General features: G+C 43.8%; 27 protein-coding genes and 4 tRNA genes. 23 read left to right on the top strand and 8 right to left on the bottom strand.

All coding sequences use genetic code 11. The annotated features are described in order from the left end of the window. The first annotated feature begins 37 nt into the window (after nt 1-37). Nucleotides 38-1,357, top strand: coding sequence for an acetyl-CoA C-acyltransferase FadI (gene fadI / locus CW740_RS09285; RefSeq protein ID WP_106647236.1), 1,320 nt, complete (start codon nt 38-40; stop codon nt 1,355-1,357). After that, a complete protein-coding gene (fadJ, locus tag CW740_RS09280) occupies nt 1,357-3,504 on the top strand; it encodes a fatty acid oxidation complex subunit alpha FadJ (protein WP_106647235.1) in 2,148 nt (715 codons plus the stop codon). Before fadI ends, fadJ begins: the two co-directional genes overlap by 1 nt. A gap of 134 nt (nt 3,505-3,638) precedes the next feature. Here the strand turns inward: fadJ and CW740_RS12540 are convergent, their stop codons facing one another. The 3 genes from CW740_RS12540 to CW740_RS09270 all read right to left on the bottom strand — a co-directional run bounded on the left by CW740_RS12540 (nt 3,639) and on the right by CW740_RS09270 (nt 5,287). Further along, nucleotides 3,639-3,797 carry a hypothetical protein gene (locus tag CW740_RS12540; RefSeq protein ID WP_188459678.1) on the bottom strand — a complete coding sequence of 53 codons (159 nt, stop codon included), beginning with the start codon at nt 3,795-3,797 and terminating at the stop codon, nt 3,639-3,641. Nucleotides 3,798-4,019: 222 nt separating this feature from the next. Further along, nucleotides 4,020-4,643: a porin family protein gene (locus CW740_RS09275; RefSeq protein ID WP_227523837.1), complete on the bottom strand. Its 624-nt coding sequence runs from the start codon at nt 4,641-4,643 to the stop codon at nt 4,020-4,022. A 113-nt stretch (nt 4,644-4,756) separates the two neighbouring features. Beyond that, nucleotides 4,757-5,287, bottom strand: coding sequence for a hypothetical protein (locus CW740_RS09270; RefSeq protein WP_106647233.1), 531 nt, complete (start codon nt 5,285-5,287; stop codon nt 4,757-4,759). 126 nt (nt 5,288-5,413) lie between these two features. Here CW740_RS09270 and CW740_RS09265 point away from each other — a divergent pair, with 126 nt between their 5' ends. The 7 genes from CW740_RS09265 (at nt 5,414) to CW740_RS09235 (ending at nt 13,074) form a co-directional block, all read left to right on the top strand. After that, nucleotides 5,414-6,331, top strand: coding sequence for an AAA family ATPase (locus tag CW740_RS09265; RefSeq protein WP_106647232.1), 918 nt, complete (start codon nt 5,414-5,416; stop codon nt 6,329-6,331). Nucleotides 6,332-6,341: 10 nt separating this feature from the next. Next, nucleotides 6,342-7,292 (top strand): DUF58 domain-containing protein, encoded by a 951-nt coding sequence (locus tag CW740_RS09260; RefSeq protein WP_106647231.1) that lies wholly within the window; start codon nt 6,342-6,344, stop codon nt 7,290-7,292. A 12-nt stretch (nt 7,293-7,304) separates the two neighbouring features. Continuing rightward, entirely contained in the window at nt 7,305-9,281 is a 1,977-nt protein-coding gene (locus CW740_RS09255; protein ID WP_106647230.1) for a transglutaminase TgpA family protein, read from the top strand. A 69-nt stretch (nt 9,282-9,350) separates the two neighbouring features. Beyond that, nucleotides 9,351-9,995, top strand: a complete 645-nt coding sequence (gene miaE / locus CW740_RS09250; protein ID WP_106647229.1) for a tRNA-(ms[2]io[6]A)-hydroxylase — start codon at nt 9,351-9,353, stop codon at nt 9,993-9,995. Between the two features lie 29 nt (nt 9,996-10,024). Continuing rightward, nucleotides 10,025-10,747 carry a dipeptidase PepE gene (gene pepE, locus CW740_RS09245; RefSeq protein ID WP_106647228.1) on the top strand — a complete coding sequence of 241 codons (723 nt, stop codon included), beginning with the start codon at nt 10,025-10,027 and terminating at the stop codon, nt 10,745-10,747. A 208-nt stretch (nt 10,748-10,955) separates the two neighbouring features. Then, nucleotides 10,956-12,488: a hypothetical protein gene (locus CW740_RS09240; RefSeq protein ID WP_106647227.1), complete on the top strand. Its 1,533-nt coding sequence runs from the start codon at nt 10,956-10,958 to the stop codon at nt 12,486-12,488. 19 nt (nt 12,489-12,507) lie between these two features. Then, nucleotides 12,508-13,074, top strand: a complete 567-nt coding sequence (locus CW740_RS09235; protein WP_106647226.1) for a DUF924 family protein — start codon at nt 12,508-12,510, stop codon at nt 13,072-13,074. Here the strand turns inward: CW740_RS09235 and CW740_RS09230 are convergent. From CW740_RS09230 to CW740_RS09220, 3 genes are all read right to left on the bottom strand, one after another. Further along, the gene (locus CW740_RS09230; protein WP_106647225.1) at nt 13,071-13,796 is read right to left on the bottom strand and encodes a hypothetical protein; all 726 of its coding nucleotides are present in this window, start codon (nt 13,794-13,796) and stop codon (nt 13,071-13,073) included. The genes CW740_RS09235 and CW740_RS09230 overlap by 4 nt on opposite strands. A 25-nt stretch (nt 13,797-13,821) precedes the next feature. Beyond that, a complete protein-coding gene (locus CW740_RS09225) occupies nt 13,822-14,538 on the bottom strand; it encodes a UDP-2,3-diacylglucosamine diphosphatase (RefSeq protein ID WP_106647224.1) in 717 nt (238 codons plus the stop codon). A 90-nt stretch (nt 14,539-14,628) separates the two neighbouring features. Continuing rightward, nucleotides 14,629-15,144, bottom strand: coding sequence for a peptidylprolyl isomerase (locus CW740_RS09220; protein ID WP_106647223.1), 516 nt, complete (start codon nt 15,142-15,144; stop codon nt 14,629-14,631). Between the two features lie 168 nt (nt 15,145-15,312). Between CW740_RS09220 and cysS the strand changes: the two genes are divergently transcribed. Both cysS and CW740_RS09210 read left to right on the top strand, forming a co-directional pair. After that, nucleotides 15,313-16,710 carry a cysteine--tRNA ligase gene (cysS, locus tag CW740_RS09215; protein WP_106647222.1) on the top strand — a complete coding sequence of 466 codons (1,398 nt, stop codon included), beginning with the start codon at nt 15,313-15,315 and terminating at the stop codon, nt 16,708-16,710. 18 nt (nt 16,711-16,728) lie between these two features. Then, nucleotides 16,729-17,049 carry a hypothetical protein gene (locus CW740_RS09210; RefSeq protein WP_106647221.1) on the top strand — a complete coding sequence of 107 codons (321 nt, stop codon included), beginning with the start codon at nt 16,729-16,731 and terminating at the stop codon, nt 17,047-17,049. Nucleotides 17,050-17,071: 22 nt separating this feature from the next. On the opposite strand, the gene CW740_RS09205 is transcribed toward CW740_RS09210, so the two are convergent. Further along, nucleotides 17,072-17,815 carry a helix-turn-helix domain-containing protein gene (locus CW740_RS09205; RefSeq protein ID WP_106647220.1) on the bottom strand — a complete coding sequence of 248 codons (744 nt, stop codon included), beginning with the start codon at nt 17,813-17,815 and terminating at the stop codon, nt 17,072-17,074. A 118-nt stretch (nt 17,816-17,933) separates the two neighbouring features. On the opposite strand from CW740_RS09205, the gene CW740_RS09200 reads away from it, so the two are divergent. Genes CW740_RS09200 through CW740_RS09185 form a run of 5 tightly spaced genes read left to right on the top strand, consistent with a single transcriptional unit; the run spans nt 17,934 to nt 20,747 of the window. Then, entirely contained in the window at nt 17,934-18,524 is a 591-nt protein-coding gene (locus CW740_RS09200) for a CDP-alcohol phosphatidyltransferase family protein (protein ID WP_106647219.1), read from the top strand. A 27-nt stretch (nt 18,525-18,551) separates the two neighbouring features. Next, on the top strand, nt 18,552-19,511 hold the full coding sequence (locus CW740_RS09195; RefSeq protein ID WP_106647218.1) for a phosphatidate cytidylyltransferase: 960 nt from the start codon (nt 18,552-18,554) through the stop codon (nt 19,509-19,511). Nucleotides 19,512-19,530: 19 nt separating this feature from the next. Next, a complete protein-coding gene (locus tag CW740_RS09190) occupies nt 19,531-20,172 on the top strand; it encodes a lysophospholipid acyltransferase family protein (protein WP_106647217.1) in 642 nt (213 codons plus the stop codon). Nucleotides 20,173-20,208: 36 nt separating this feature from the next. After that, nucleotides 20,209-20,370 carry a hypothetical protein gene (locus CW740_RS12580; protein WP_227523836.1) on the top strand — a complete coding sequence of 54 codons (162 nt, stop codon included), beginning with the start codon at nt 20,209-20,211 and terminating at the stop codon, nt 20,368-20,370. After that, nucleotides 20,370-20,747 (top strand): hypothetical protein, encoded by a 378-nt coding sequence (locus CW740_RS09185; protein WP_227523835.1) that lies wholly within the window; start codon nt 20,370-20,372, stop codon nt 20,745-20,747. The genes CW740_RS12580 and CW740_RS09185 overlap by 1 nt, the downstream gene beginning before the upstream one ends. Before the next feature lie 73 nt (nt 20,748-20,820). On the opposite strand, the gene folD is transcribed toward CW740_RS09185, so the two are convergent. Beyond that, complete coding sequence (folD, locus tag CW740_RS09180) at nt 20,821-21,675, bottom strand: bifunctional methylenetetrahydrofolate dehydrogenase/methenyltetrahydrofolate cyclohydrolase FolD (RefSeq protein WP_106647216.1); 855 nt, start codon at nt 21,673-21,675, stop codon at nt 20,821-20,823. 176 nt (nt 21,676-21,851) lie between these two features. On the opposite strand from folD, the gene CW740_RS09175 reads away from it, so the two are divergent. The 7 genes from CW740_RS09175 to CW740_RS09145 all read left to right on the top strand — a co-directional run bounded on the left by CW740_RS09175 (nt 21,852) and on the right by CW740_RS09145 (nt 26,049). Further along, nucleotides 21,852-21,928 (top strand) — tRNA-Pro (locus CW740_RS09175). 33 nt (nt 21,929-21,961) lie between these two features. Continuing rightward, nucleotides 21,962-22,038, top strand: a tRNA-Arg gene (locus CW740_RS09170). 42 nt (nt 22,039-22,080) lie between these two features. Continuing rightward, nucleotides 22,081-22,156 (top strand) — tRNA-His (locus CW740_RS09165). Nucleotides 22,157-22,249: 93 nt separating this feature from the next. Beyond that, a tRNA-Leu gene (locus tag CW740_RS09160) sits at nt 22,250-22,334 on the top strand. 156 nt (nt 22,335-22,490) lie between these two features. After that, nucleotides 22,491-23,789, top strand: a complete 1,299-nt coding sequence (gene tig / locus CW740_RS09155; protein ID WP_106647215.1) for a trigger factor — start codon at nt 22,491-22,493, stop codon at nt 23,787-23,789. An 84-nt stretch (nt 23,790-23,873) separates the two neighbouring features. Beyond that, nucleotides 23,874-24,491 (top strand): ATP-dependent Clp endopeptidase proteolytic subunit ClpP, encoded by a 618-nt coding sequence (clpP, locus tag CW740_RS09150; protein WP_018624298.1) that lies wholly within the window; start codon nt 23,874-23,876, stop codon nt 24,489-24,491. 214 nt (nt 24,492-24,705) lie between these two features. Next, the gene (locus CW740_RS09145) at nt 24,706-26,049 is read left to right on the top strand and encodes an NTP/NDP exchange transporter (RefSeq protein ID WP_106647214.1); all 1,344 of its coding nucleotides are present in this window, start codon (nt 24,706-24,708) and stop codon (nt 26,047-26,049) included. The last annotated feature ends 13 nt before the right edge of the window (nt 26,050-26,062 follow it).

Raw genomic sequence — 26,062 nt, 5'->3', positions numbered from 1 at the left:
AATAATCATATAAAAGACTCTTGATCAGGAGACCGGCATGAGTGAAACAGCAGCAGGAAAACGGGCGCGGGCAAAGCAGGACCGCGTAGCTATTATTTCTGGCTTGAGAACCCCGTTTGCTAAACAGGCGACCCATTTCCGAGGCATCAATGCTATTGAACTGGGTAAAATGGTGGTTAATGAGCTGATGGTTCGCAGCGAGCTTGACCCTAAATTGATAGAACGCGTTATTTTTGGACAGGTAGTCATTCTGCCCGAGGCGCCCAATATTGCGCGTGAGATCGTACTGGGGACACCTATGAATGTGCACACTGATGCCTATTCAGTTTCGCGAGCCTGTGCTACCAGTTTTCAGACCGTTGCCAGCCTTGCCGACTCAATCAGCTTAGGCGATGTTTCGATCGGTATCGCCGGTGGCGCCGACTCATCATCAGTTGTTCCAATTGGCGTAAGCCGCAAATTACAGCTGGCGTTGGTCGATTTGCAAAAAGCCAAAACCGTGGGGCAAAAACTGTCCATCATCAAAAGCTTACGATTTAAAGACTTACTGCCAGTTCCGCCGGCCATTAAAGAATACTCTACCGGTATGACGATGGGCGAGAATGCAGAGCAAATGGCACGGGACCGAGGCATTACCCGCGAAGAACAGGATGCATTGGCGCATCGTTCGCATACCCTTGCCGCACTGGCCTGGGAAGAGGGCAAACTGGATGATGAAGTGATGACTGCTTACGCTGAGCCTTACACAAAAGAGCCGCTGCATCGCGATAACATTGTACGGTTTGATTCTAGCCTTGAGGGCTATGCCAAGTTACGCCCTGCCTTTGATCGAAAATATGGCACATTAACTGCAGCGAATTCCACGCCATTGAGTGATGGTGCTTCAGCAGTATTAATGATGAGAGAATCGCAAGCCAAAGCACTAGGCTATGAGCCGCTGGGCTATATCAAAAGTTATGCATTCGCAGCGATTGAGGCGACCCATGACATGCTGATGGGGCCCTCCTATGCAACTCCAATGGCACTGAAAAAAGCCAAAATGCAACTTAAGGATTTAGACTTAATTGACATGCATGAAGCCTTTGCCGCGCAGACTATTTCAAACATTCAGGCTTTTGGCTCCACTGAATTCGCAAAAGAAAAGCTCGGTCAGCGCACCAAGATTGGTGATATTGATATGGATAAGTTCAATGTGCTGGGCGGCTCGCTGGCTTATGGCCATCCGTTTGCCGCAACAGGTACACGTATGATTACGCAAACATTGAGAGAACTGAAACGCCGTGGCGGAGGGGTTGGTTTGACGACTGCTTGTGCCGCTGGTGGTCTTGGTGCAGCAATGATCCTGGAGGTTGAATAATGTCTGAGTCAATTTTTGAACTGAACATGCAAGATGATGGCATTGCCGTCATTACAATCGATCTGCCAGGCGAAGCTCAGAATGTTTTGAAACCTGAGTTCGGCGAGCAGGTTGGAGAGATTCTTGAGAAGCTATCTGATGATATCAGTGTTAAAGGTGTCATCATTCGCAGCGGAAAAGCGGGTAGTTTTATTGCCGGAGCTGATATCACAGTACTCAATAGTGTTAATACAGCTGAAGAGGCTGAAGAGATCGCTAAAACAGGCCAGAGACTATTTACCCAACTGGAAAAGTTCAAGGTGCCGATTGTTGCAGCGATTGATGGTGCCTGTCTGGGCGGTGGTCTTGAGCTTGCTCTTGCTTGTCACGGCCGTGTGGCAAGTGACAGTCCCAAAACGAAACTGGGGCTGCCGGAAGTTCAGTTAGGCTTACTGCCAGGAAGCGGCGGCACTCAGCGTTTACCAAGACTTGTGGGTATTCCATCAGCTTTGGACATGATGCTAACAGGTAAGCAGCTTTTCCCTAAACAGGCTAAGAAGTTAGGTCTGGTTGATGAGATTGTGCCCGCTGCAAATTTAATGAAGGCAGCCACCAAGCGACTTCATGATTTACGCAAAGACCGCTCCAAGAAAAAACCATGGACTTATTATCTTTCTTTGGCCGGTATTAAAGAGTTATTACTGGAAGCTAATCCTCTAGGTCGAAACCTGGTGTTCAATCAGGCACGTAAAACCGTGGATAGTAAAACTAAAGGTAATTATCCAGCCCCTCATAAAATTATAGAGTGCGTTGAAAAGGGTTATAGCCAAGGCTTTGATGCAGGGCTTGCTATTGAAGCCAAGAACTTTGGCCAGCTGGTGGTGACACCTGAAGCCAAAGCGCTAATCAGCATTTTCTTTGCAACCACTGAGCTCAAGAAAGACAAGGGCGTTGACGCTGATGTTGAGGCAGTACAGGTTGATAAAGTTGGTGTCTTAGGCGGTGGCTTAATGGGTTCAGGGATCGCCTATGTTTCCGTAGACAAAGCAGGCAAGCAAGTACGCGTTAAGGATGTTAGTTCAAAAGGCATTAATGGTGCCCTCAACTACAGCTGGAAAATCATCAGCAAGAAAATGAAGCGTCGTATTATTTCACCCAGCGATGCACGAAATACTATGTCGTACCTGACCGGTTCAACGGATTACAAAGGATTTAAAGATTGCGACATGGTGATCGAGGCGGTATTTGAAGATTTAGAACTGAAACATCAGATGGTAAAAGATGTTGAGGAGAACTGCTCTGAGAAAACGATCTTTGCCACCAATACTTCTTCAATTCCAATCAGTAAAATCGCTGAGGGTGCCAAGCGTCCTGAGCAGGTAGTGGGATTACATTATTTTTCACCTGTAGAAAAAATGCCGTTGCTTGAAATCATTAAGACAGAAAAGACCGCGGACTGGGTGATAGCAACCTGTGTTGCCTTAGGTAAAGAACAGGGCAAGACGCCAATAGTGGTTAATGATGGTGCTGGTTTTTATGTTAATCGTATTTTGGCGCCTTATGTTAATGAAGCAGGTATTCTTCTGAGTGAAGGCGTAGCTATTGAAACGCTTGATAAAGCGATGGTTAAAGCTGGCTTCCCAGTTGGCCCAATAACCTTGCTGGATGAAGTTGGAATTGATGTGGCGACTAAAGTAGCTCCGATTCTGCAGGATGCATTTGGTGACCGCATGGAGCCTCCAAAAGCCTTCAGCAAATTGCTTGATGATGATCGAAAAGGCCGTAAGAACAATCGTGGCTTTTATCAATATCCAGCCAAAGGCAAAAAGAAACAGGTCGACGAATCCGTTTATCATGTACTTGGTGTGGAGCCAGGTAAAGAAGTTAGTTCAGCTGAAATAGCCGAACGAGGAATCTTGCTAATGGCCAATGAGGCTGCCCGCTGTCTGAATGAGGGTATCATTCGCAGTGCAAGAGATGGCGATGTTGGAGCTATTTTTGGTATTGGTTTCCCTCCCTTCCATGGTGGACCATTCCGTTACATGGATAAGCGTGGCGTAGCAACCATCGTTGACCGTTTGAAGCATTATCAGAACTTATATGGTGAGCGCTTCAAGCCGGCAGACGTACTGGTCAAGATGAAGGAAAATCAGGAATCTTTTTATTAAGGAATACTGTATGAAAAAGCCGGGCAACCAAGCTCGGTTTTTTTATGCCTGTTTTTTATTCATGAAGAGATGTAAAGAATATACGGGAAAAATAAAAGGCGACCGAGGCCGCCTTGAAAAACTACAGGGAGGAGTTACTCAAAGATTTTCTTTAACAAGGGTTTAGAAGCTATAGTCAGGGCCAATGCAACAAACAGTTCTTTGTTTTCAGCAAATAGCTGAGCAAAGTACGGAGTGTCTGCCAAAAACTTGATACCTGCTAAAGCAGCTACAATAACAAGTATATATTTCATCTTAATTTCCTACACATATGGTTTGTTTACATCGTATGGTGTGTATTTTAGGGAGTTTTCAAAAATGATCTGTGTGCTGATTCTCACTGAGTCGTGAGCTAGTGTGAAACAGTTTGCAAAAAATGTCAGAAATCTTTACAGGCTTATAATTATTAGGAATATCAAGGGCTAGAAAAGAGCCAAAGGCCCAGTGGACCAATGGCTCTAGTCAAAGTTTGGTGCTTAAGGCGTAAACCTTAAGTTTAGTCCAGATGTAAGGCCTGTTGCCTCTTCAGAAACTGCAATACCTACGGACCACAACTTAGAGAAGTAATAGCGAGTTTCTAAACCATAGACTGAATCGTTATCATCTTCATGGTTAACTTCGTCAACATAAGGAGAAAAATCAATATCACGATATCCGGCAAAAACTGTATACTCCCAATTGGCAGCAAATCTACTACGAATACCAATGTTGGCTAAGTAGCCATCTTCATCATTACCGTAGGTATCGCCTGGTATTATTCCTTCAGCGTCTTGCTTGAGATAGCCAACTTCAGCAAAGAAGTCTGTACTTCTCCCCATTGGTGTATGCCAACCTAAAGCAACGGAATATTCTTTGGCTGTGACTTCTCCTGCGACATTGTCTGTCCAGATATCAGCCGTTTGTTCTTGGGCTATATATCGCAGGTATGTAGACTCATTGAAACTACCAACCAGATCAATCTTAAACCCGGTTTTATCGCTAGTAAGTTCACCTTCACTGTGAATATAGCCAAACTGCCAGTAATCATAGCTAAGTTTGTCGTTGGCTTGCGCAGATAAGCCAATAGTGCTCATAAGTGCTAAGAATAATGCTTTTTTCATCGTTATCATTCCATATTCAAAAAATTCACCGGCCATCATACTATAACCAATTCCGGATGAGGAAATAAAAAGCCACTTAAAAGTAAGTGGCTTTTTAGGTCTATCTGATGGGGTTAGAAGCTGTAACGGAAGTTTACGCCGATATGTTCGTCAAGCTCATCATCGTTACCAAACTCTAGCGCAACCGACATGTTGCGATCAAAGTGATAACGACCTTCTACAGTAATGTCCGTTGAGTCAAGAACGTCTGAGTGGGTAGCATAGGCGCCTACTTCCAGATCGTTAGTAAACATGCTTCTGAAGCCGGCCATGACGTTATAACCGTTATCATCAAAACCAAAGTCAGCATCAAAATCTTCGTATCCCAACTCGGCGACGAAGTCAGTATTGTTTGTGATTTCCATATTGAAACCTGCGTTTATACGAAGGATGCTAATATCGAAACCACCATTTTCTAAGTCACTGTAGTCCACTTTACCGTAGAAGTTATCGGTAAAGCTTTTTGAGAATTTAAAGTTAACACCGTCAACTTCATCATAATCAATAAGACCACCTTGAACATAGTCATAACTGACGTTGTTCGCCATGGCTAGACCTGATGTAAGAGCGATCGTAGTTGCAACGAACAATTTCTTTAATGACATTATTATCTCCTCATGTATTCTTGTTAAATAATGCGAGGTCAATTATCCTCGTCAGTATCTGAACGATAACTGAACCCTGATTAATGAAACATTAATAGGTTCACAGAACTTATATCCGGTATATTTATGCATAAAAAGTTGAATCCTGTCCTTGACCAGCTTAACAAAGTCGTTTTAGGCAAGCCTCATCAAGTCAAACTGGCCGTTGCCTGCTTATTAGCCAAGGGGCACCTGCTGATTGAAGATTTGCCCGGCATGGGTAAGACAACACTGGGGCAGGCGATAGCTAGAGTTTTTGGTCTGGAGTTTCAACGGGTTCAGTTCACCAGTGATATTTTGCCCGGAGATATCGTAGGTGCCAATATTTATGATCGTGAGAAAGGTAGCTTTGAGTTTCATCCTGGACCAGTTTTCTCGCAGCTGGTTCTGGCAGATGAAATTAACCGGGCAACTCCTAAAGCTCAGAGTGCTTTACTGGAGGCCATGGAAGAACAGCAGGTTACGATTGAAGGAAAAACTTACCCATTACCACAGCCTTTCTTTGTGATTGCTACTCAGAATCCTTCCTATCAGATTGGCACTTACTCTTTACCTGAGTCGCAGCTGGATCGTTTCCTGTTTCGTATTCAACTGGGTTATCCAGAAGCGGGCTTTGAAAAAGTCTTGCTTCGTGGAGAATCAGGGCGAGTACAAATGAATAAGATTGAGACTCTGCTTGAACTTAATGAGCTGATGGAGATTCAGAAATCTGTTCAAACCATAACAATCAGTGATCACTTATTAAGTTATGTGATGGAGCTGATAAATGCTACTCGGCAAAGTCCTGACTTTGCGCACGGTCTTTCGCCTCGTGGAGGGCTTGCGCTGATTGGAGCTGCAAAGGCCTGGGCTTTTCTTGATGAAAGGGATTATGTTCTACCTGAAGATATACAGAAAGTTTTTGTGCCTACCGTTGCTCATCGCCTGCAGTCAGTGAAAACTTCCAGCGAGAAAATTGAAGTACTGGTTGAGCAAATAATTCAAGATACACCAGTACCAGCATAATCGAAACTTGATGAAAATTGTCAGTGCCATAGAACAGAAATTCTTTAGCTGGGTGGATAAGAGAAGCCCTGAGCAGCAGGAAGTTCATCTTCGCCAAAGAAACATCTATATTTTACCTACCCGTTACGGTTGGCTGATGTTGATGATTCTGATTCTGATATTGGTCGCCTCAACAAATTATCAGAACAACATGGGGTTTATGGCAGGCTTTATTCTGTTGGCGATCGGTATGCTGTCGGTTTTCTATACCTATAGGAATGTACGAGGCCTCAAGATTAGAGCCTTAAAACCGCAGTCGGTATATGTTGGACAGGAGTGCTCATTTCCTTTTGAGTTTAATAATCCATCTGAGAGTTACCGCTCTTCAATAGGTATTGGCCTAAGCAAGAAACAGGTTGAGTACTTTGACGTTGAGTCTCGTGCCAAGGCTGTCTTTCACATCAAAATCAAGGCCAATAAACGTGGGCTGTTAAAACCACAGCGATTCGTCTGTACCAGTATTTTTCCATTTGGAATCTTTCAGGTCTGGTCCTGGTTTAAACCGAATCATGTTGCATTAATTTATCCTAAACCCATCGAATGTCCGCAGATCCTGGCACCACAGTCACATGGACAGGAAGAGGGTGCCTTTGCCCAAAAAGGATCAGAGGACTTTCATAGTCTACGGGATTATCAATCAGGCGATCCAATCAAGCAGGTAATGTGGAAGGCGTTCGCCCGTGAGCGTGGTTTATTAACGAAGGAATTCGAAGAGCTTGTCGGTGAGCAGCACCTTCTGACCTGGGAAAGTGTCAGTCAATACGATAAAGAGTTAGCAATATCATATTTGACCGATGCGGTTATTAAAGCCGAGCAGGCAGGGAATTTGTATGGCCTGGAATTACCCAAAGTTAGAATTGAAAAAGGACAAGGTGCTGAACATTTGCATCAATGTCTAAGTGCTCTGGCTTTGATGGAGTAGGGGCAAAAATTAATGAACACTCAATCGCTACCATTAACCCGTCCGGGCATTATTCCTATTTTAATTATCGTGCAGGCGATTGTTCTTTCCCCCTTATGGTTTCATCTCCCTGCATGGATCTCAGCGTCGACAATTGCACTACTATTAACCCGTTTTGTAGTTTATAGAAAGGCCTTTAAAATTCCTTCCTGGATGATTTTGATTCTGGCCATTTGCGCACTCGTCGGTGTATTTCTTTACTTCAGAACTATAAGTGGTCGCGAAGCGGGCGTAGGACTTATTAGTTTGATGTATACCTTCAAACTACTTGAAGCCAAAAATTATCGCGATGGCGCGTTAATTTTATTTATTTCTTTTTTCATCCTGGTAACCGCATTTTTATACGACGAATCGATTTTAATGGGCGTATATTTGCTGATTGCAATGATGTCAATATTGATGGGGCTAATCGCACTGAACAGTACACAGGGCGTTGCTGGAATTAAAAATCTCGGCAAAATTTCTGGAGTGACTTTACTGCAGGCGCTTCCTATCATGCTTATCCTTTTTTTCCTGTTTCCAAGATTATCAGGACCATTATGGGCCATGCCCTCTAATAGTGAGGCAGGTATGGGGATTGACGATGAAATGAGCCCCGGGGTTATAAGTTCATTATATGGTTTTGATGAAATTGCATTTCGAGTAGATTTTGAAGGAGAAGCTCCCCCTATCAACCAAATGTATTGGCGCGGTCTCGCGCTATCCGAGTTTGATGGGATAGCTTGGAAGATAGGCGTTGAGTCTCCACTTCGTAGAGATAGTTATCCAAAGGGCTCACCAACTTATCAATATAGAGTTCAGCTTGAACCGCATAATCGTCGCTGGATCTTTGGTCTGGAAGATCTGATTGATCCACCTAAAGAAAAAGTCTATCTATTTAACAATTATACTTGGCGACAGTCTCAGCGAGTTACTCAAAGATTACTTTATTCTGCCCAGGCTTATCAGATTGATTACTCAGATATTGAGCTGTCGCAATGGCAAAGACAGCTAAATACTCAGTTGCCTGACGATGGTAATGAGCAAACAAGAGAGTGGGCAATTGAGGAGTTTCAGAAAGTCAATGACCCTGAAGAATTTGTCAGGTATGTATTAAGTTATATTCGCCAGCAAAATTATCATTACACACTAATACCCGAGGTCATCGAGCAGAATGTCATTGATGGATTCTGGCTTGGTAGCCGCGAGGGTTATTGTGAACATTACTCCAGTGCTTTTGTGTTTATTATGCGTGCTGCTGGAATCCCTGCAAGAGTGGTTACAGGCTATCAGGGGGGCGAGTATAACCCCTACGGTGATTACTATATCATTCGCCAAAAAGATGCTCATGCCTGGACAGAAGTCTGGTTGGAAGGTGAGGGCTGGCGTCGAGTCGATCCCACTGCAGCGATCCATCCGTCACGAGTTGATGATTCATTGTTAAATCAAACAAGCTCAAGAGATGACTGGTTTACTGACTTTGACAGTTTAACAACCACTGATAGTGAATTGGCCAGAAGCCTCTGGCAGCAGATTAGCCTGCGCTGGGATGCGATGCAAAGCTTCTGGAATGAGAGCCTGATGGGTTATGACAAGGATATGCAGTTCAACTGGTTGTCAAAAGTGGGTATTAACAATAACCAATGGCGCTATCTCGGTTACGCTTTGCTGGCTACCATATTGCTGGCTGGCGCAGGCTTTGGTCTGTGGATTTTAAGTCAGGCTAAAAGTAAGGATAAGATTGAACGTGCTTTCAGGCGGTTCCAGCGAGTATTAGAAAAGCAGGGAGTGGATATCAGGCTTAATGAAGGTCCTAAAGATTTACTACACAGGATTAAGCAACAACATCCCGAGCTTTACCCAAAAGCAGAGCGAGTTATTAAGCGATATATCTCTATTCGATATCAGAAGAGTAGAATTTCCGAAGCCAATCAGCAAAGTTTTATTAAAACAGCCAGAAGCTACCATTAGTATAGTTTGCTTTCTTACAACATTAAGCACATGGCGGTAACACTGACAATGTGAGGGCAAGCGGGTATAATGCGCTCACATTTGGCTACCAACAATGATCCCATGGCTGACATCACGCCAATCCATAATTTCTTACATTGCAAAACCCCTGTTGCCTGGCTTGAGAGAGCCACTCAGGAAATCGAAATCTTGCTGATTGATCATGCACACTGTGAAAAAAAAGCTGCTGCAACTGCGGTTAAGCTAATGTTTCGCTATCCTGATCGCATTGACCTCTTGAAGAAGCTTTCGCAACTGACTCGTGAAGAAGTGTTGCACTTCGAGCAGGTACTGGAGTTTATGGAGCAACGCGATATTCGTTATCGAGCCATCAAACCATCACGGTATGCTGCTGGTTTGCATAAGTATGCTAGCAAGGATGAGCCACAGCGCTTGATCGATGGATTGATCATTGGAGCCATTATTGAAGCTCGCTCCTGTGAGCGCTTTCATGCTTTGGCACCTTATTTCAAGGATAGTGAGCCAGATCTGTCAAAGTATTACCGCTTCTTATTAAAATCAGAATCACGTCACTTTGCGGATTACCTGGAGCTGGCTGAGAGTTACGCCAAAGAGGCCATTGATGAGCGCGTGCAGTTTTTTCTTAAGAAAGAAAAAGAGCTGATAGAAAGCCCCGATAAGCAGTTCCGTTTTCACTCTGGGGTGCCCGTATAATCTAATTCCAAATTGATGGAGAGACCTAAATGTCACAGACATCACAACAGAAACTATTACTATTGAGTGCTTCTCGAGAAGGGCAGACAGACTATCTTGAGCATGTACTGCCAATGATGGATGTTTTTTTACCATCAGAAGTTAAAGAAATTTTATTTATTCCGTACGCAGGATTTGCCATGGGTTATGATGCCTATGAAGCAAAAGTCAGTCAGGCCTTGCAGCCGATTAAGCGAAAAGTGGTATCGATTCATCAGTTCGACGATCCGGTAAAAGCAGTAGAGAATGCGCAGGCAATCGCTATCGGTGGTGGCAACACCTTTTATCTTTTGAAACAGCTCTATGACAATGAGCTAATCGATGCGATTCGTAAGAAAGTGAATGCAGGAACACCTTACATGGGCTGGAGCGCTGGTTCCAATATGGCAGGCTTAACCATTTGTACGACGAATGACATGCCAATTGTTCAGCCAAGAAGCTTCAATGCTCTGGCTTTAGTGCCATTTCAAATTAACCCGCATTACACCGATTATCAGCCGCCGAATCACAATGGTGAGACGCGTGCTGAGCGCATTTATGAATACACTCGCGCAAACCCTCATCGCTACGTGGTTGGCATTCCAGAAGGAACGGCACTCGAACGACAAGGCAATCAGTTATTCCTGCGTGGAGCAAAAGACGGTTTGATTTTCCGTGATGGTGAAGGCATTAAATCCATCAAAGCTGATAGCAACATTAGCTGGTTGTTATAAGTAAGCAATCCACAATGCACTTTTAATGCACTTTTAATGCAAGATTGACCAGAAATGATGGTCTGGTAAGACCAAATAATCTTTTCATATCAATTGGTTATTGAATGCTATAGGATTGAAGTTAGCCAAGGAAGGGTAACTTTTTAGATAATCATAAATTAAAGAATCCTCCTTGGTGTTAACCATATAGCATTAAGGAGATCTAACTATGAACAACTGTTTAAAGTTGTGTTCCTGGTTAGGAGGAGTTGTTCTGGCCAGTTCCATGGCCGTGCAAGCTTCCCCTGCCACGCAAGCTTCAAAGAAGCAGTCCCACGCTGATGAGTTACAGGGCAAAGTTCCCTTTTTAACCTCCACGGCACAAAATCTCGATTTGGCTGACTCACCCATTCACCCCTTTATCAATTCAGCACTACCCAATCCTCCAGAAGAAGTTTATTCAGGACCATTATTCCAATTGCGTCATGACTACCCCGGTCAAGTTCCTTCCGGACAAACTTATCCGTGGAAGCAGGTGACCAATAATGGTCTGATAACGCCGCAGAATTCCATGGCTTATGTTGAAGCATTGAAAGCCTATGTTTCGGATGACATGCGTAAACTGCTTTACAGTTATGACCAATGGGATCCGCAAAGCGAACCTTGGTGGCAGTCAATCTGGTTGGGCACTGAGCGAGAGCCCATTCATGGCTTTTATGTCGGCTCGGGCTTTCCCGCAGGTACTATGCCTGAGCAAACGCTTGACTTAACGACATACGTTTTGACCCTTTATGATGAAACCGCTGCGGTAACCCTGGGCAATATCTGGGGAACAACCGAAGAGCAGGCTTATAAACCGAACCTGACCAACCCGGGGGCACAATATGCTGAAGGCAGCGTTATCGTCAAGTTTGCATTTGTCACACCCTGTGGCGCAGACTGGGCACCAATGGAGGGAACGGTAGCTTGGCCGATTTACTCGACCTTAAACGAAAGTAATGGCTCAGGTAATAATCCCAGTATTTCAAAATGTCCTAACAATGGCTCCAATGGCACAACTGCGGATCCTACCTTAACCAATGTCTATCTGATGCAGTTCGACATTATTGTTAAGGATAGTCAGGCAGCACCGCAAACTGGCTGGGTATTCTCAACACTGATCTATGATAAAAATGCACCGGGTAATGACGCCTGGGATAAGATGATTCCATTGGGTGCTACATGGGGTGGTGATCCAGATATCATTAACACCGCAAGTACCGCTTTAACGCCACCGGTAACGGTCAATACCAACCTGAAACAGAACTGGATTAATCCTCAAGCACCTGCTTATGCAACGGCTACGCTGGGCTGGGATGGTCGCTTATCAGGACCAAACGATGGTGCGGTAGTTACTCCTGCTTGGGCTGGTAGTCATTACTATCCGAAAGGTCTGGCTTCAGCGGGTTGTCTGGGTTGTCACAGTAATGCCCAGTACCCACAAAAGTCATTCCTATTGCCAAGCACTACCTATCCTCCGCAAGTTACTAATGCCCCAGGCTCAAGTACTAAACAGGCTCTTGTCCTACATGAACCGGGTTCAACAGGTTGGATGAAGTGGTTCCAAAGCCGCTCTGGCACTGAACCGATGGATCCGGGCGATGGTCGCGTAGGTTTAGATTATGATATGGTCACAGCATTTAAAGCCATTCCGATGTGGCAAGCAGCCCTTGAGGCAATTCAAAAAGAGAATGCTGCTAAACCGTCATTAAAACGAAAGTAGTAAAGGATGTAATGTTACTATGAACTTAGATGATTTAACACGCGACGTGTTGGACTTCTGGTTCGGCGCGCCTGACTCAGCTGAGTTGGGCGCTGACCGCGCCATCTGGTTTCAATCTGATTCAGAATTTGACCAGGAAGTTCGCGATCGCTTTGGTGAAGCCCATCAGCTTGCTGCCGAAGGTCAATTGGATGATTTAATGCAGAGTCAAAAAGGTGCTTTGGCCTTAATCATTATCCTCGATCAGTTTTCTCGTAATATCTATCGAAATCAGGGACAAGCTTTTGCCACAGATAAGCAAGCTCAACAGTATGCTTTAACTGCGCTAAATAATGGATTTAATCAAGGCTTGTTGACGGTCGAGAGAAAGTTCTTCTATATGCCCTTCATGCATGCAGAAGATTTGGAACTTCAAGAAAAAAGTATCGAACTGTTTATTAATCTCGGCGATCCCAACACGCTAAAATTTGCATTGTGTCATCGCGACCAGGTTGTGCGCTTTGGCAGATTTCCCGGTCGCAATGAAGCCTTGGGTAGGAAAAGCACGCCAGCAGAAGAAGCTTTTTTAAAGAATCCTTTCTGTTAATTGGCGGGAAAGCGTGAAACTAAGTCACTAGCATCTACTTTAACTCTTATAACGTGATGCTGTGGATGGTGCTTGCGCCATTCCCACGTCTCATCTAAAAGCACAATATTTTTAAGTCCAAACTTTTGCATGTCATCGATGGAGTAGTCGTACCCTATTGTGCCTTTGAAGTAATGGTACAAAAAATTCCAGAAGGTGAATTCTTTATGGCCGTACTCAGCTAACATCGGGTCAGTTGTAATTTTTTTATAGAATGCATTTTCTGCATGTCTGTACTTTAGTGCGGACTCATCGCCATCCTGAACCATTTGGTCAATATCTTCCTGGTGAGAATTTCCATGCCATATGAGTGCAGAGTGCTTATTAAGATATTTTATCTTCCCAGCGGGAAATACATAGTTAGCACAGGATGAGGCGCACACTTTATCAACTATGACGTCTAACTTGTTATCGAAAACCCAGTTGCCTAGTCGAAGCCCCTCCATGACATTTCCACCTGGACTCGAAATTTTGAGCTTAGTGGGTTTTACTTTTGATTGATTGTAAAAATTGAATAAGTGTAAATTTGCATCCTCATTGATGCTGCCAACATAATTTAAAGTATTGTCTTGATCGATAAAGACCTTGGTATTTGGTTTTGCATCTGCCGAGTCTGTGTCTAGGGTTGCACAGCCCGAAATTAATAGTGCAATGAGTAGTATTAGGCTCAATAGCTTTTTCATTGTATATCCCTATAAAAATAGTTAATTACTCGAAATAATGACTATCGATCTCATAACCATTGATAGTCAGGTAATGGCCTTTGTCGCCCCAGTCACTTAATACGATGCGCTGACAGTGTTTGCCATCAACTTCAATGTCATGAAAGTCGGGTCGATGAGTGTGGCCATGAATCAGGATATCGGCCTGATGTTTTTGCAGAACTTCTTTGACGGCATCAGGGTGTACGTCGGTAATGGCGCTGGCTTTGTTAGCCTGAGCTTCGCGGCTTTTTTGACGAAGGTCGGCTGCAATTCCTCGGCGCACGGCTAAGGGTTGAGATAGCAGCTGTTGTTGCCACTCATCGGAGCGGACCATCTGACGGAACTGCATATATTCCTTATCGTCCCAGCACAGACTATCACCGTGCATCAGGATGGCTTCTTTATCATCAATGGTGATGGGATGAACTTCGCCAACAATGACACCGCCCGTTGCCTTGGCAAATTCTTCACCTAATAAAAAGTCGCGATTGCCATGCTGAAAATACAGTGGCTTGCCTGAATCAGAATAGGTTTTGAACTTGGCTATTATACTTTTAACAAATTCCGAGTCATCATCGTCACCAATCCAACTTTCAAATAAATCCCCCAGCACATACAGAGCATCTGATTCTGGAGCAATCTCTTCCATGTACTGATTGAAAAGGGCGGTCAGATCAGGGCGTTCTTCGCAAAGGTGTAAATCGGAAATGATATGAATCATAGAATTATCTTTTGTTGGATGATGAGTGTAATTGAATTCAATAGCTGTATCAGCGTGATGCCAATACAGCTAATTGGTTGGTTATAGATATTAGTCCTGATGAACTACTGCTTTTTCAATAATCACAGGTTCAACTGGAACATCTTGGTGAACACTGTAGCTGCCAGTTTCCACTTCTTTAATGGCGTCAACCACGTCCATACCTTCAAACACTTTACCAAATACACAGTAGCCCCAGCCTTGCATGGATTCCTGAGAGAAGTTCAAAAAGTCATTGTCTTTAACATTGATGAAGAACTGGCAGGTCGCCGAATGAGGGTCCATGGTACGAGCCATGGCAATGGTTCCGCGTGCGTTTGCCAGGCCATTATTAGCTTCGTTCTCGATTGGACTATCGGTTGGAAGCTGTTCCATGTCAGCGGTAAAACCACCGCCCTGAATCATGAAATTCGAAATTACGCGATGGAAAATAGTGCCGTCATATTGGCCTTTTTCTGCATAATTAATGAAATTTTGAACAGTATTCGGTGCTTTTCTCGCGTTAAGTTCAATTACGATATCACCGTGATTAGTGGTTAAAGTGACTTTTGGATGTGCGTTGCTCATGATTTATTTCCTGATTTTTGCTTATCGCTGATCAAATCCCGTACTGTGATAGTTCAAGACCCTAGCCTGTAGGCCTGATGATGGTTACAATATCGGGCTTCTAAGTTTGCGCATATGATAATGTTTTTTATTGCTAAAAGCTAAATCCAAAACCGAGAAAAGATACCTATGTTACAGATCTACAACAATTTGACCCGTCAAAAAGAACCTTTTAAGCCCATGGTAGAAGGCAAGGTTTCCATGTATGTGTGTGGTGTGACGACTTATGATCTGTGCCATATTGGCCATGCTCGAACCTATGCTGCTTTTGATGTGATTAATCGTTATTTGAAGTTTCGTGGCTATGACGTGACTTATGTACGCAATATTACGGATATTGATGACAAGATCATTAATCGTGCTAATGAAAACGGCGAAGAATTCAGTGAGTTGACTGAGCGTTTCATTCAGGAAATGTATCATGACTTTGATGCTATCGGTTTGCAACGTCCCGATATCGAGCCACGCGCTACGCGAACCATGGATGAGATTATTGAAATGACTCATACCCTGATTGAGAAGGGCGCAGCCTATGCAGCCGATAATGGTGACGTTTATTTTCACGTACCGGCCTTCAAGGACTACGGCAAACTCAGCAAGCAGGATTTAACTCAGCTTAATGCCGGTGAGCGAGTCGATGTTAACGATATCAAAAAAGACCCGATGGATTTTGCCTTGTGGAAATCGTCAAAGCCGGGCGAGCCTGCCTGGGACTCACCGTGGGGCAAAGGACGTCCTGGTTGGCATATTGAATGTTCGGCCATGAGTAAAAAGTGTCTGGGTGATACTTTCGATATTCATGGTGGTGGTTCAGATTTGCAGTTCCCTCATCATGAAAATGAAATCGCACAATCAGAGTGCGCTAATGGCTGCACTTTTGCCAATACCTGGATTCATACCGGAATGGTGCAGGTGGATAAAGAAAAAATGTCTAAATCCCTGGGCAACTTCTTTACCATTCGCGACGTGCTAAAGCAGTACCGTCCTGAATCAGTGCGTTACTTCCTGATGAGTGGTCATTACCGCAGTCAGCTCAGTTACTCTCAGGCTAACCTTGAATCCGCTGATGCCAGTCTTGAGCGCTTATATAATGCGCTCAGATGGGTAGACTTAAATCAGGCAACTGAAGAAAGAATGGATATTCTGGAGAAGGCCCAATCACGCTTTACGGAAGCCATGGATGATGACTTCAATGTGCCAGAAGCCATGCCAGTGTTGTTTGATCTGGCAAAAGAAGTAAATCGTTTGAAAGCTACTGACATGGCGGCTGCAGCCACCATTGCTGTAAAGCTAAAAGAACTAGCAGGCGTTTTAAGCTTGTTGCAACAGGATCCTGAGGCTTTCTTGAAATCAGGAGCTGCCGACAGCGATGTTTCAGATGAAGAAATCGACTCTTTGATTCAGCAACGTCTGCAAGCGCGTGCCGATAAAAACTGGGCACTAGCCGATGAGATCCGCGATAAGCTTCATGCCATGAATATTGAGCTGGAAGATGCAGCGGGTGGTACCAGCTGGCGTAGGAAGTAGTAAAGAAGTCGTATCAACATGGAAATGTTTTACCGTAAAACATCATTAATTATTACTACCGTTGTAATGGTACTTGTAATGTTATTGATGATTAACGGATTTGAGTTTGGCGAAAGACAGTATTTTAAAGCTAAAGTAGAAAGAAGTGACATTGTTGGGATGAGTTATAAGCGTAGCAATTTATACCTGCGTATTATAAACACTAAGGGTAAAGCTTTTTATACCAATGTGACCGGACCAGTTTTAAGAAAAGGGGAAGAAGTTATAGTTTCTTGTACAAAAAGGATAATTTCGGGTGGTTTAATATGTAGGCTTGAAATCTTTGAGCCCAAGCAATAGATTACTACTTGCTACCGACCGCTTAAAGCGGCTTTCTTCTTAATTCATTAAACACCGAAAGTTCCCAATTCCTTAAACCGACCACCAGGCTGGTGCCTTTTTTCTCCGCCAGCTCAAGATTCTTGTCTTCCCGCAATTGCTGACGATAGGCTATGCCCAGCTCATCAATCAGTTCCTGAATCTTCTGATTGGATTTATCGCTTAACATGCCGGAAATAAACAACACCTTTTCATTCTTTTCGGTAAAGCTGGAGCGGAAAAATTCGCTTTGAATATGTTCTGCAAAAAAGCTTTGTACAGGGCCTTTGGGATGCCATTTGAAGTGCGGACTGACGCGTTTGCGAATTCGATTACCGGGCAGTAACTCAATAAAATCTATTCGGTCCAGCTGCACCAGATATTTGATCAGCTGTGGTTCGGTAAAACTATAGCGCTCCAGCATTTCATCAAACTTCCAATCTGATAAACATAATTGAGCGACAAGTAACAGCCGCTGATCGCTAATCAGTTGATTTTCCTGCTCAAGAGTGAGTTGGGAAATTTGCTTACGTTGCTGATGAGCTGATTGAGCTAGCTGCAAAATATCCAGATGCAGTAAATCACAGATCTTTTCCAGCCGGTCAAGGCTGATTTTATTTTGGGAAAACATGCGCTTGATATTCGCTTCACTCATGTCGAGAGCCTTGCTGAGCGCCTTATAGGTGATTCCCTGTTTTCTAAGCTCCTGCTTCAGAGCCTCAAGAATTTCCAGTGTCTGATTGCTCATAGTCTATTATTTATATACCAAAAAGCCATGCATGCACGACTTTAGCATTAAAAGTAGATTAAAGGTAGCGCCTATGACAACTTAGCACCATCAAAACAACGATTCACAAGGAAACATCATGATTTCGGTCTATCAACTTAAACCAAAGTTTCAACAGCTGCTCAGACCCTTGGTTAACGGTCTTGCAAAAAAAGGTATTACTGCTAACGAAATAACGGTACTAGCTATGCTTCTAAGTGTTATCACGGGTACTGCGGTTGTTATCAGTAACAGTTTGATTGCGCTACTGGCCTTACCGATTGTTTTATTCATCCGAATGGCTCTTAACGCCATTGACGGAATGTTAGCCAGAGAGCACAAGCAGCAGTCCAAGCTGGGTGCCTTTCTCAACGAAATCGGTGATGTGATTTCCGACCTTTTCCTAATCATCCCTTTAATCATTATTCCTGACATCAGTCAGTGGCTCTTGGCTGCATTTGCTTTTACAGCTCTGCTAACCGAGTTCGCGGGCATTCTAGGCGTCATGGCGGGGGCTGAACGTCAGTATCAGGGGCCGATGGGAAAAAGTGATCGGGCCTTAGTTTTGGGACTGATTGGTCTATTGGTGCCGTTGTTTGCTGTGTCGTCGACTTATTTAAACGCTGCACTGAGTGTGTTTATTGCTCTGTCAGTATGGACTGTGATTAACCGAATTCGCGCCGCGCTGTAAGCGGCCTAATAACAAGAGGATATGGATATGTTTTTCGATTTAAGTAGTTTACAACCGGTTACGCAAGTGTTTGGTAGTTTGTTTGTGCTGCTATTAGTGGCGACTTTAGTGTCATTTATGCTCAGTCGCTCAAAGCCACAAACGGATTACAGTGAACTAACCCAGCGCATCAATTCCTGGTGGATCATGATGGGTGTGTTTGCACTATCACTCTACATGGGGCCTATGGTGACTATTCTGATGTTCGCCATGTTGAGTTTTATCGCGCTCAAAGAATACTTCTCTATGACGCCAACTCGACTGGTTGATCGTAGGGTATTGTTCTGGGCTTATCTCACCATTCCGTTGCAGTATTACTTTATCTCCATTGGTTGGTACGGCATGTTCATTATTTTTATCCCGGTCTATGCCTTCCTGTTTATCCCTTTTCGCATGGTACTGGCCGGTGAAACAAAAAATTATCTGCGCGCGGTGGGGAACATTCATTGGGGCTTGATGCTGACGGTCTTTACCTTGAGTCATCTTGCTTATCTGGTGGTGTTGCCGAACGAAGCCGAAGTGAAAAACCTGATGGTATCAGGCTCGGGCGCAGCACTCCTGTTATATCTGGTCTTACTGACCCAGTTGAATGACGTCAGTCAATACGTCTGGGGTAAACTGTTTGGCAAAAATAAAATTGCCCCAGCGATTAGCCCGAACAAGACACGCGAAGGATTGATCGGTGGTGTGTTAACAACCGGCTTATTGGCAATGGCACTGGCTGAAACCCTGACACCAATGCTGTGGTGGCATGGTCTGTTGGTTGGACTTGGTATTGGTATGGCAGGCTTTATTGGTGATGTCTCACTATCAGCAATCAAGCGTGATATCGGTATTAAAGATTGTGGTCAGCTGATCCCCGGACATGGCGGCATTCTCGATCGCCTCGATAGCCTGACCTTTACCGCACCACTATTTTTCCACGTCATCCGTTACTGCTATTACTAAGCCGAACGGGAGCCAAACCATGAACATGATTAATAGAGCGTTACGCTGGTTTTTTTTCGCCATCATCATCAAACCAATAGTGAAGTTGGTCATAGGTCTTCGCTATCAGAATAAGCCCATTCTTCCTGAGGATGGGCCAGCTCTGATCATCGCAAACCATAACAGCCATCTGGATACCATGGTGCTGATATCGCTGTTGCCTCTGAAGGTATTACATAAAGTACAACCGGTCGCAGCTGCAGACTACTTCCTGAAGAATAAATTCATCGCCTGGTTTGCACTAAATATCATCGGTATTTTACCGATTGAGCGTCAGTCTGAGCGACAAACTCGCAGCCCGGTTGAGCAGTGTGCCGAAGCTTTGAAAAAGGGAAAAATCTTAATCTTTTTCCCCGAAGGATCACGTGGCCATCCTGAAACCATGTCTGAGTTGAAATATGGTGTAGTAAAGCTGGCTGAACAATGCCCCCAGGTACCCATTTATCCGATCTATATGCATGGTCTCGGAAAAAGCCTACCCAAAGGCGATGCGCTATTGGTGCCTTTCTTCTGTGACGTTGTTTTCTCAGAGCCTATGCACTTCCAACCGAACTTATTTGAGCAGGTAAAAGCACGATTCGAGCAGATGCAGTCATCGGTCAAGCTGCCTAAGTGGGATTAGGTTAGCTGTAATAGTCATTCATTGGGGTAGAAAACTATGAGACGTTCAATATTGGCAGGAGCTTGGGGTTTTGCTGAAGCGACATTGTTTTTTATTCTGCCCGATGTGTTATTGAGTTACTACGCGCTCGACAAGAAGGGGCAGTTGATTCGGCTTTGTAGCATTACTCTGATTGGCGCTTTTTGGGTGGAACGCTGATGTATTACTGGGGACAGTATAATTATGCAGTGGCCTATGAGTGGGTGGAATCAGTCCCAGCGATAAATGACGAGCTGATGGCAAAGGTGAAAGATAAGATGCAGTCGTCTGGTATATGGTCAATTATGACTGGCCCACTACAAGGCTTACCCTATAAAACCTTTGCTACCCAGGCTTATGCTGCCGGTATATCCATAGAAGCCTTCTTGTTAATAAGTATTCCTGCGCGATTGTTACGGTTTCTGGTGATTGCCTATATGGCGCGTTGGATTGTTAGAGGTTTATTGAACAATCTACAGAGGAAGTCATTAATTGCGGTGTGGTGTGGGGTTTGGATTCTGGTCTATGGGTTGTATTTCTATCACTTCCCTTCATAGATATCTTCGGTGCCAGTAAACAAAAGCCATGCGTTATGGCATGGCTTTTAAAGTAGGACACTACTATTAAGATCTAGTCGTGCAGATGCTCGCAGGCAAATAAGGTGTTGCTCATCAGCATGGCAACGGTCATAGGGCCAACGCCACCTGGAACTGGAGTAATCCATGAGGCCTTTTCTTTTGCCACGTCAAATTCTACGTCACCGACCAGCTTGCCGCTTTCTAAACGGTTAATACCTACATCGATGACTATGGCTCCTGGCTTAATCCAGTCACCTTTGACCATTTCGGGGATACCAACGCCGGCAACGACAATATCAGCCTCTGAGACTTTTTTCGGTAAGTCTTTGGTTTTGCTGTGGCAAAAGGTCACGGTGCAGCGTTCCATCAATAGCTCTAACCCCATTGGACGACCGACGATATTCGAAACACCGATGACTACCGCATCTTTGCCGATCAGGTCGATACCGGTTTCCTTTAGCATAACCATAACCCCATAAGGTGTACATGGGCGCATAGTGGGCATTTTCTGTGCTAGACGGCCCATATTATAGGGATGGAAGCCATCCACATCTTTATCGGCCTTAATTCGCTCGAGGATGACGTTTGAGTCCAAATGCTCCGGTAAAGGAAGTTGTACCAGAATACCATCAATTTCAGGGTCAGCATTTAATAGGTCGATATGCTTTAATAGCTCTTCTTGAGTGGTGGTTGCATCAAGTACTATTTTTCTGGAAATAAAGCCAACCTTTTCACAGGCTTCTACCTTTTTGTTAACGTAGATCTGTGATGCTGGATCAACACCAACCAATATAACCGCTAGACCAGGCGCACGTAGGCCTTTATCGAGGCGTGCTTTGACTTTTTCGGCCAGTTGTAACTTAACTTTTTCGGAAATGGCTTTGCCATCAAGAATTTGAGCAGACATAAGATTCAATAAATTCAAATGAGCGTTTGAAAGGCGCTATTGTCGCAATATTTGGCTATTGGCTCAATGGTTTTATCAGAAGCAACTTTTTGTAAAAAAACAAAAGAAAAAGTGTTGACGGTAATGGGGGAAATCAGTAATATGCGCGTCTCGCAGGGGCAAGCCCTTGTGAAGTTCGGAGATTAGCGCAGTCTGGTAGCGCGCCTGCTTTGGGTGCAGGATGTCGGGGGTTCAAATCCCTCATCTCCGACCAATTTTTTCTCGCCTCGTACGTCTGGATTCACATGCGTCCGTAGCTCAGCTGGATAGAGCAACGGCCTTCTAAGCCGTGGGTCGCAGGTTCGAATCCTGCCGGACGCGCCATTTTAACGAATGGGCGACATGAGGAGAGAGTAGCGGTTGATGGTGGGCGTAGCTCAGTTGGTAGAGCCCCGGATTGTGATTCCGGTTGTCGTGGGTTCAAGTCCCATCGTCCACCCCAGATTCTAACTGCATAAGTATTATGATTCTAAGAATCAAGCAGTTAGAAGAAACAATATGGTACGATGAGGGCTCAGGGCCCGCATTCAAAAATGCGAAAGTGGTGGAATTGGTAGACACGCTGGATTTAGGTTCCAGTGCCGCGAGGCGTGAGAGTTCGAGTCTCTCCTTTCGCACCATTTTAATCTCGGTGCTTAGTAAAACGTTACATAGTAAGCATATATCGATATAGAGATTAAATGGTATTCCCTTCAAGTCTTCATCCAAAAGCCTTATCATATTCATTTTATGTAAAGAATAGCTATTGCTAACGATAGCCTATTGGAGATCAGCGAATGCAAGTTTCAGTTGAAACCACCAACGGTTTAGAAAGAAAGCTAATTATTGATGTTCCTGCTGAGAACATTGATGGCGCGGTAGAAAAGCGCCTACAAGACTTGGCACGTAACGTTAAAATGAACGGCTTTCGTCCAGGTAAAGTTCCATTCAGCGTAGTCAAGAAACGCTATGGCGCTTCGGTACGTCAAGAAGTACTTGGTGACGTTATGCAACGTCACTACTTTGAGGCAGTACAACAAGAGAAGTTGATGCCTGCTGGTTATCCTCAATTAGAGCTTATCGAAAATAACGATGGGGCAAACCTTAAGTTCTCTGCAACTTTTGAAGTTTATCCTGAAGTTAAATTAGCTGATCTAGATTCGATTGAAATCGAAAAAGCCACTTCTGAAGTATCTGATGAAGATTTGACCAAAATGATGGACACCCTGCGCGGTCAGCGTGCTAGCTGGGTTGAAGTTAAGCGTAAATCTAAAGATGGCGACCAGGTAGTTATTGATTTTAAAGGTTTCATCGATGGTGAAGCATTTAAAGGCGGCGAAGCGAAAGAATTCCCATTGGAGCTTGGCGCTGGCAACATGATTCCAGGCTTTGAAGAGCAACTAGTTGGTGTTTCTGCTGGTGATGATGTTGAAGTCAAAGTTACTTTCCCAGAAGACTATCATGTTGATGACTTGAAAGGTAAAGAAGCAACTTTCGAGACACATGTTCATGTAGTGAATAAGAAAGAACTTCCAACAGTAACCGAATTAGCTGAACAGTTAGGTGCTGATGACATCAACAGCTTGAAAGCTGATGTTAAGAAGAATATGGAACGTGAACTACGTAATGCCATTAAGTCTCGTGTTAAAGGCCAGGTGATGAATCAGTTGGTTGAGAAACATGAGGTTGAAGTTCCTAAAGCAATGCTGGATCAAGAAATCGAGCGTATGCGTCAGGAAATGGCACAGCAGATGCGTGCTCCAAAAGATCAAACTCCAGATCTTCCTGCTTCGTTGTTTGAAGAACAGGCCACTCGTCGTGTTAAGCTTGGTTTGGTAGTTTCAGAAATTATCAAAGCTGAAGGCCTAAAAGCTGACGAAGAGAAGGTTCGTGCACAGGTTGAAGATTTAGCTGGTGTTTATGAAGAACCACAAGAAGTTATTGATTGGTACTATGGTGACCCAAATCGCTTACGCGAAGTTGAGTCATTGGTATTGGAAGATACAGTAGTTGACTTGGTGCTGGAAAAAGCTAAAGTAACTGAGAAATCAGTAAGCTTCGATGAGCTTTTAAATCCTAACAAGAATCAGGATTAAAAGTAGCACGATAAACTATCGTTTATTCTAGAAAAGAAGCGGACTTGTTCCGCTTCTTTTATTTTCAGGCAAGGAAAATACAACATGAGTAAAATTATAGAAACTCAGGCATCTGGCCTTATCCCAATGGTAGTTGAGCAGACCTCACGCGGTGAGCGCTCATATGACATATATTCCAGACTATTAAAAGAACGCGTTATTTTCTGTGTCGGTCAGGTAGAAGATTACATGGCCAATTCAATTGTCGCTCAAATGTTATTCCTGGAGTCTGATAATCCAGACAAAGATATTCATTTATATATCAATTCGCCAGGTGGTGTCGTAACTGCTGGTTTGGCTATCTATGACACTATGCAGTTTATACGTCCTGATGTTTCAACGGTTTGTGTAGGGCAAGCGGCAAGTATGGGTGCTTTATTGTTGGCTGGTGGTGCAAAGGGTAAGCGTCATACCTTGCCAAATTCACGTATGATGATTCATCAACCATTAGGCGGCTTCCAAGGCCAGGCCTCAGATATTGCAATTCATGCCCAGGAAATTACTGAGTTGAAACATAGACTTAACTCCATCATGGCAGATCACTGCGGTAAAACAGTTGAAGAGGTTGAGAAGGATACTGATCGTGATAATTTCCTGACCGCTGATGAAGCCGTGAAATACGGTCTGGTAGACTCCATTATCAGTTCAAGAAAACAAAGTTAATGTTTCTAAGTTCGCTTATGCAAAAAAGCTCTTTCCTTTGGTAAGAGCTTTTTTATATCTTTTAATACTCCGCATAATAATCCAAATTTCATTTAATTCATTGCAGCTTTTAGTCGTTTTTATTGTCTAACCCTGATAGGTTGGGAAAAGTAGGTTGTCAGTCTGGCGTCAAGCTTGACTCAGTCATTAGGGAATCCCATAAACTGGGGCTTTTATGGATAACAAACAACAGGAATTCAGCTGGTTAGAGTCTCAACTCTCTAAAATTGTCACAATCCGTGCAGGAGAAGGCAAAAGCACAGCACTGCATTTTCTGACTCTTTTCATACTCATGTTTTCCTATTATCTGCTTAAAGTCATAAGGGATCCGCTGATCCTTTCCGAAAGTACTGCGGAAGTAAAAAGCTATTCAACTTCAATACAAGCTGGACTTTTGCTTTTACTGGCGCCTCTCTTCAGTAAATTTTATTTTGCCTATTCGAGAAATAATGACCATTCACGATTTATTAAAGCCGTGATGCTTTTTTTTAGTATGAACATCATTATCTTCGCTTCATTGAGTTATATAGGAGCTGCGATAGGCGTTATTTTTTATATCTGGTTAGGTGTATTCAGCGTGGTTGTGATCGCTCTTTATTGGGCATTTTGCGCTGATTGCTACAGCACTGAAGCGGGTAGTCGTTTATTTATTTTGATTGCAGTCGGTGGGGCTATCGGAGCATGGGTAGGATCCCGGTGTGCAGGTTGGAGCTATCAATTGATTGGGGTCACTGGTTTGATGGTGCTTTCAGCATTATTGTTGGTTATTGCAGCTCTTCTAACCACTTATTGTTTTAAAGCAGTACCTTCAGATTCCAGGTCTATGTCATCGGCAGAGCCGATACAGTCCCAGAAGTGGTATCTTGCAATTGTAAAACTTTTAAAAAAACCATACCTGGCTCTTATCGCAGCCTTTATTGTGCTGATTAATTTTATAAACTCTATGGGGGAATACATTTTAGCCAAGTTTGTTGTCGAATTTGCCTCAGGCCTTGAGCTGGTAGGTGATGACAGGCAGTTATATATGACAGAATTTTATGCTGGATATATTGCATGGATTACACTTTTTGGACTTCTGCTGCAGATTTTTCTCGTTGCGAAGATTTTCAAGTGGATTGGCGTAGGCGCATCTATATTAATCTTACCCACCTTGATGATGTTTAATTACACTTTGGTGTTATACCTACCGATATTTGCTTTGATTAAATGGACTCTAATCGTAGAAAACAGCGCCAATTATTCAATCCAGAATACCACCCGTCATGCCCTTTTTCTGCCCATATCGAGAGAAGATAAATATATTGGAAAGAACGTCATTGAAGGATTCTTCTATCGTTTTGGTGACTTATTGTATGGTGCAGTGGTTGCCATCGGCGTCACATTTTATGATGTAAATAAAATTGGTTTTATTATGCTTAATGCTTTACTAGCATTTTGCTGTTTCCTCATCGCTTTCAGGATTCGTAACCGTTATAGAGACATGGAAGACGAGATCGCATGGTCGGCAAAAAAACAGTAACAGCTAGTGATCG

The organism is Kangiella profundi (genome assembly GCF_002838765.1).
GTDB classification, from domain to species: Bacteria; Pseudomonadota; Gammaproteobacteria; order Enterobacterales; family Kangiellaceae; genus Kangiella; species Kangiella profundi.
The sequence above is the reverse complement of the archived record's forward strand: the minus strand, read 5'-3'. Positions and strand labels throughout refer to the sequence as shown.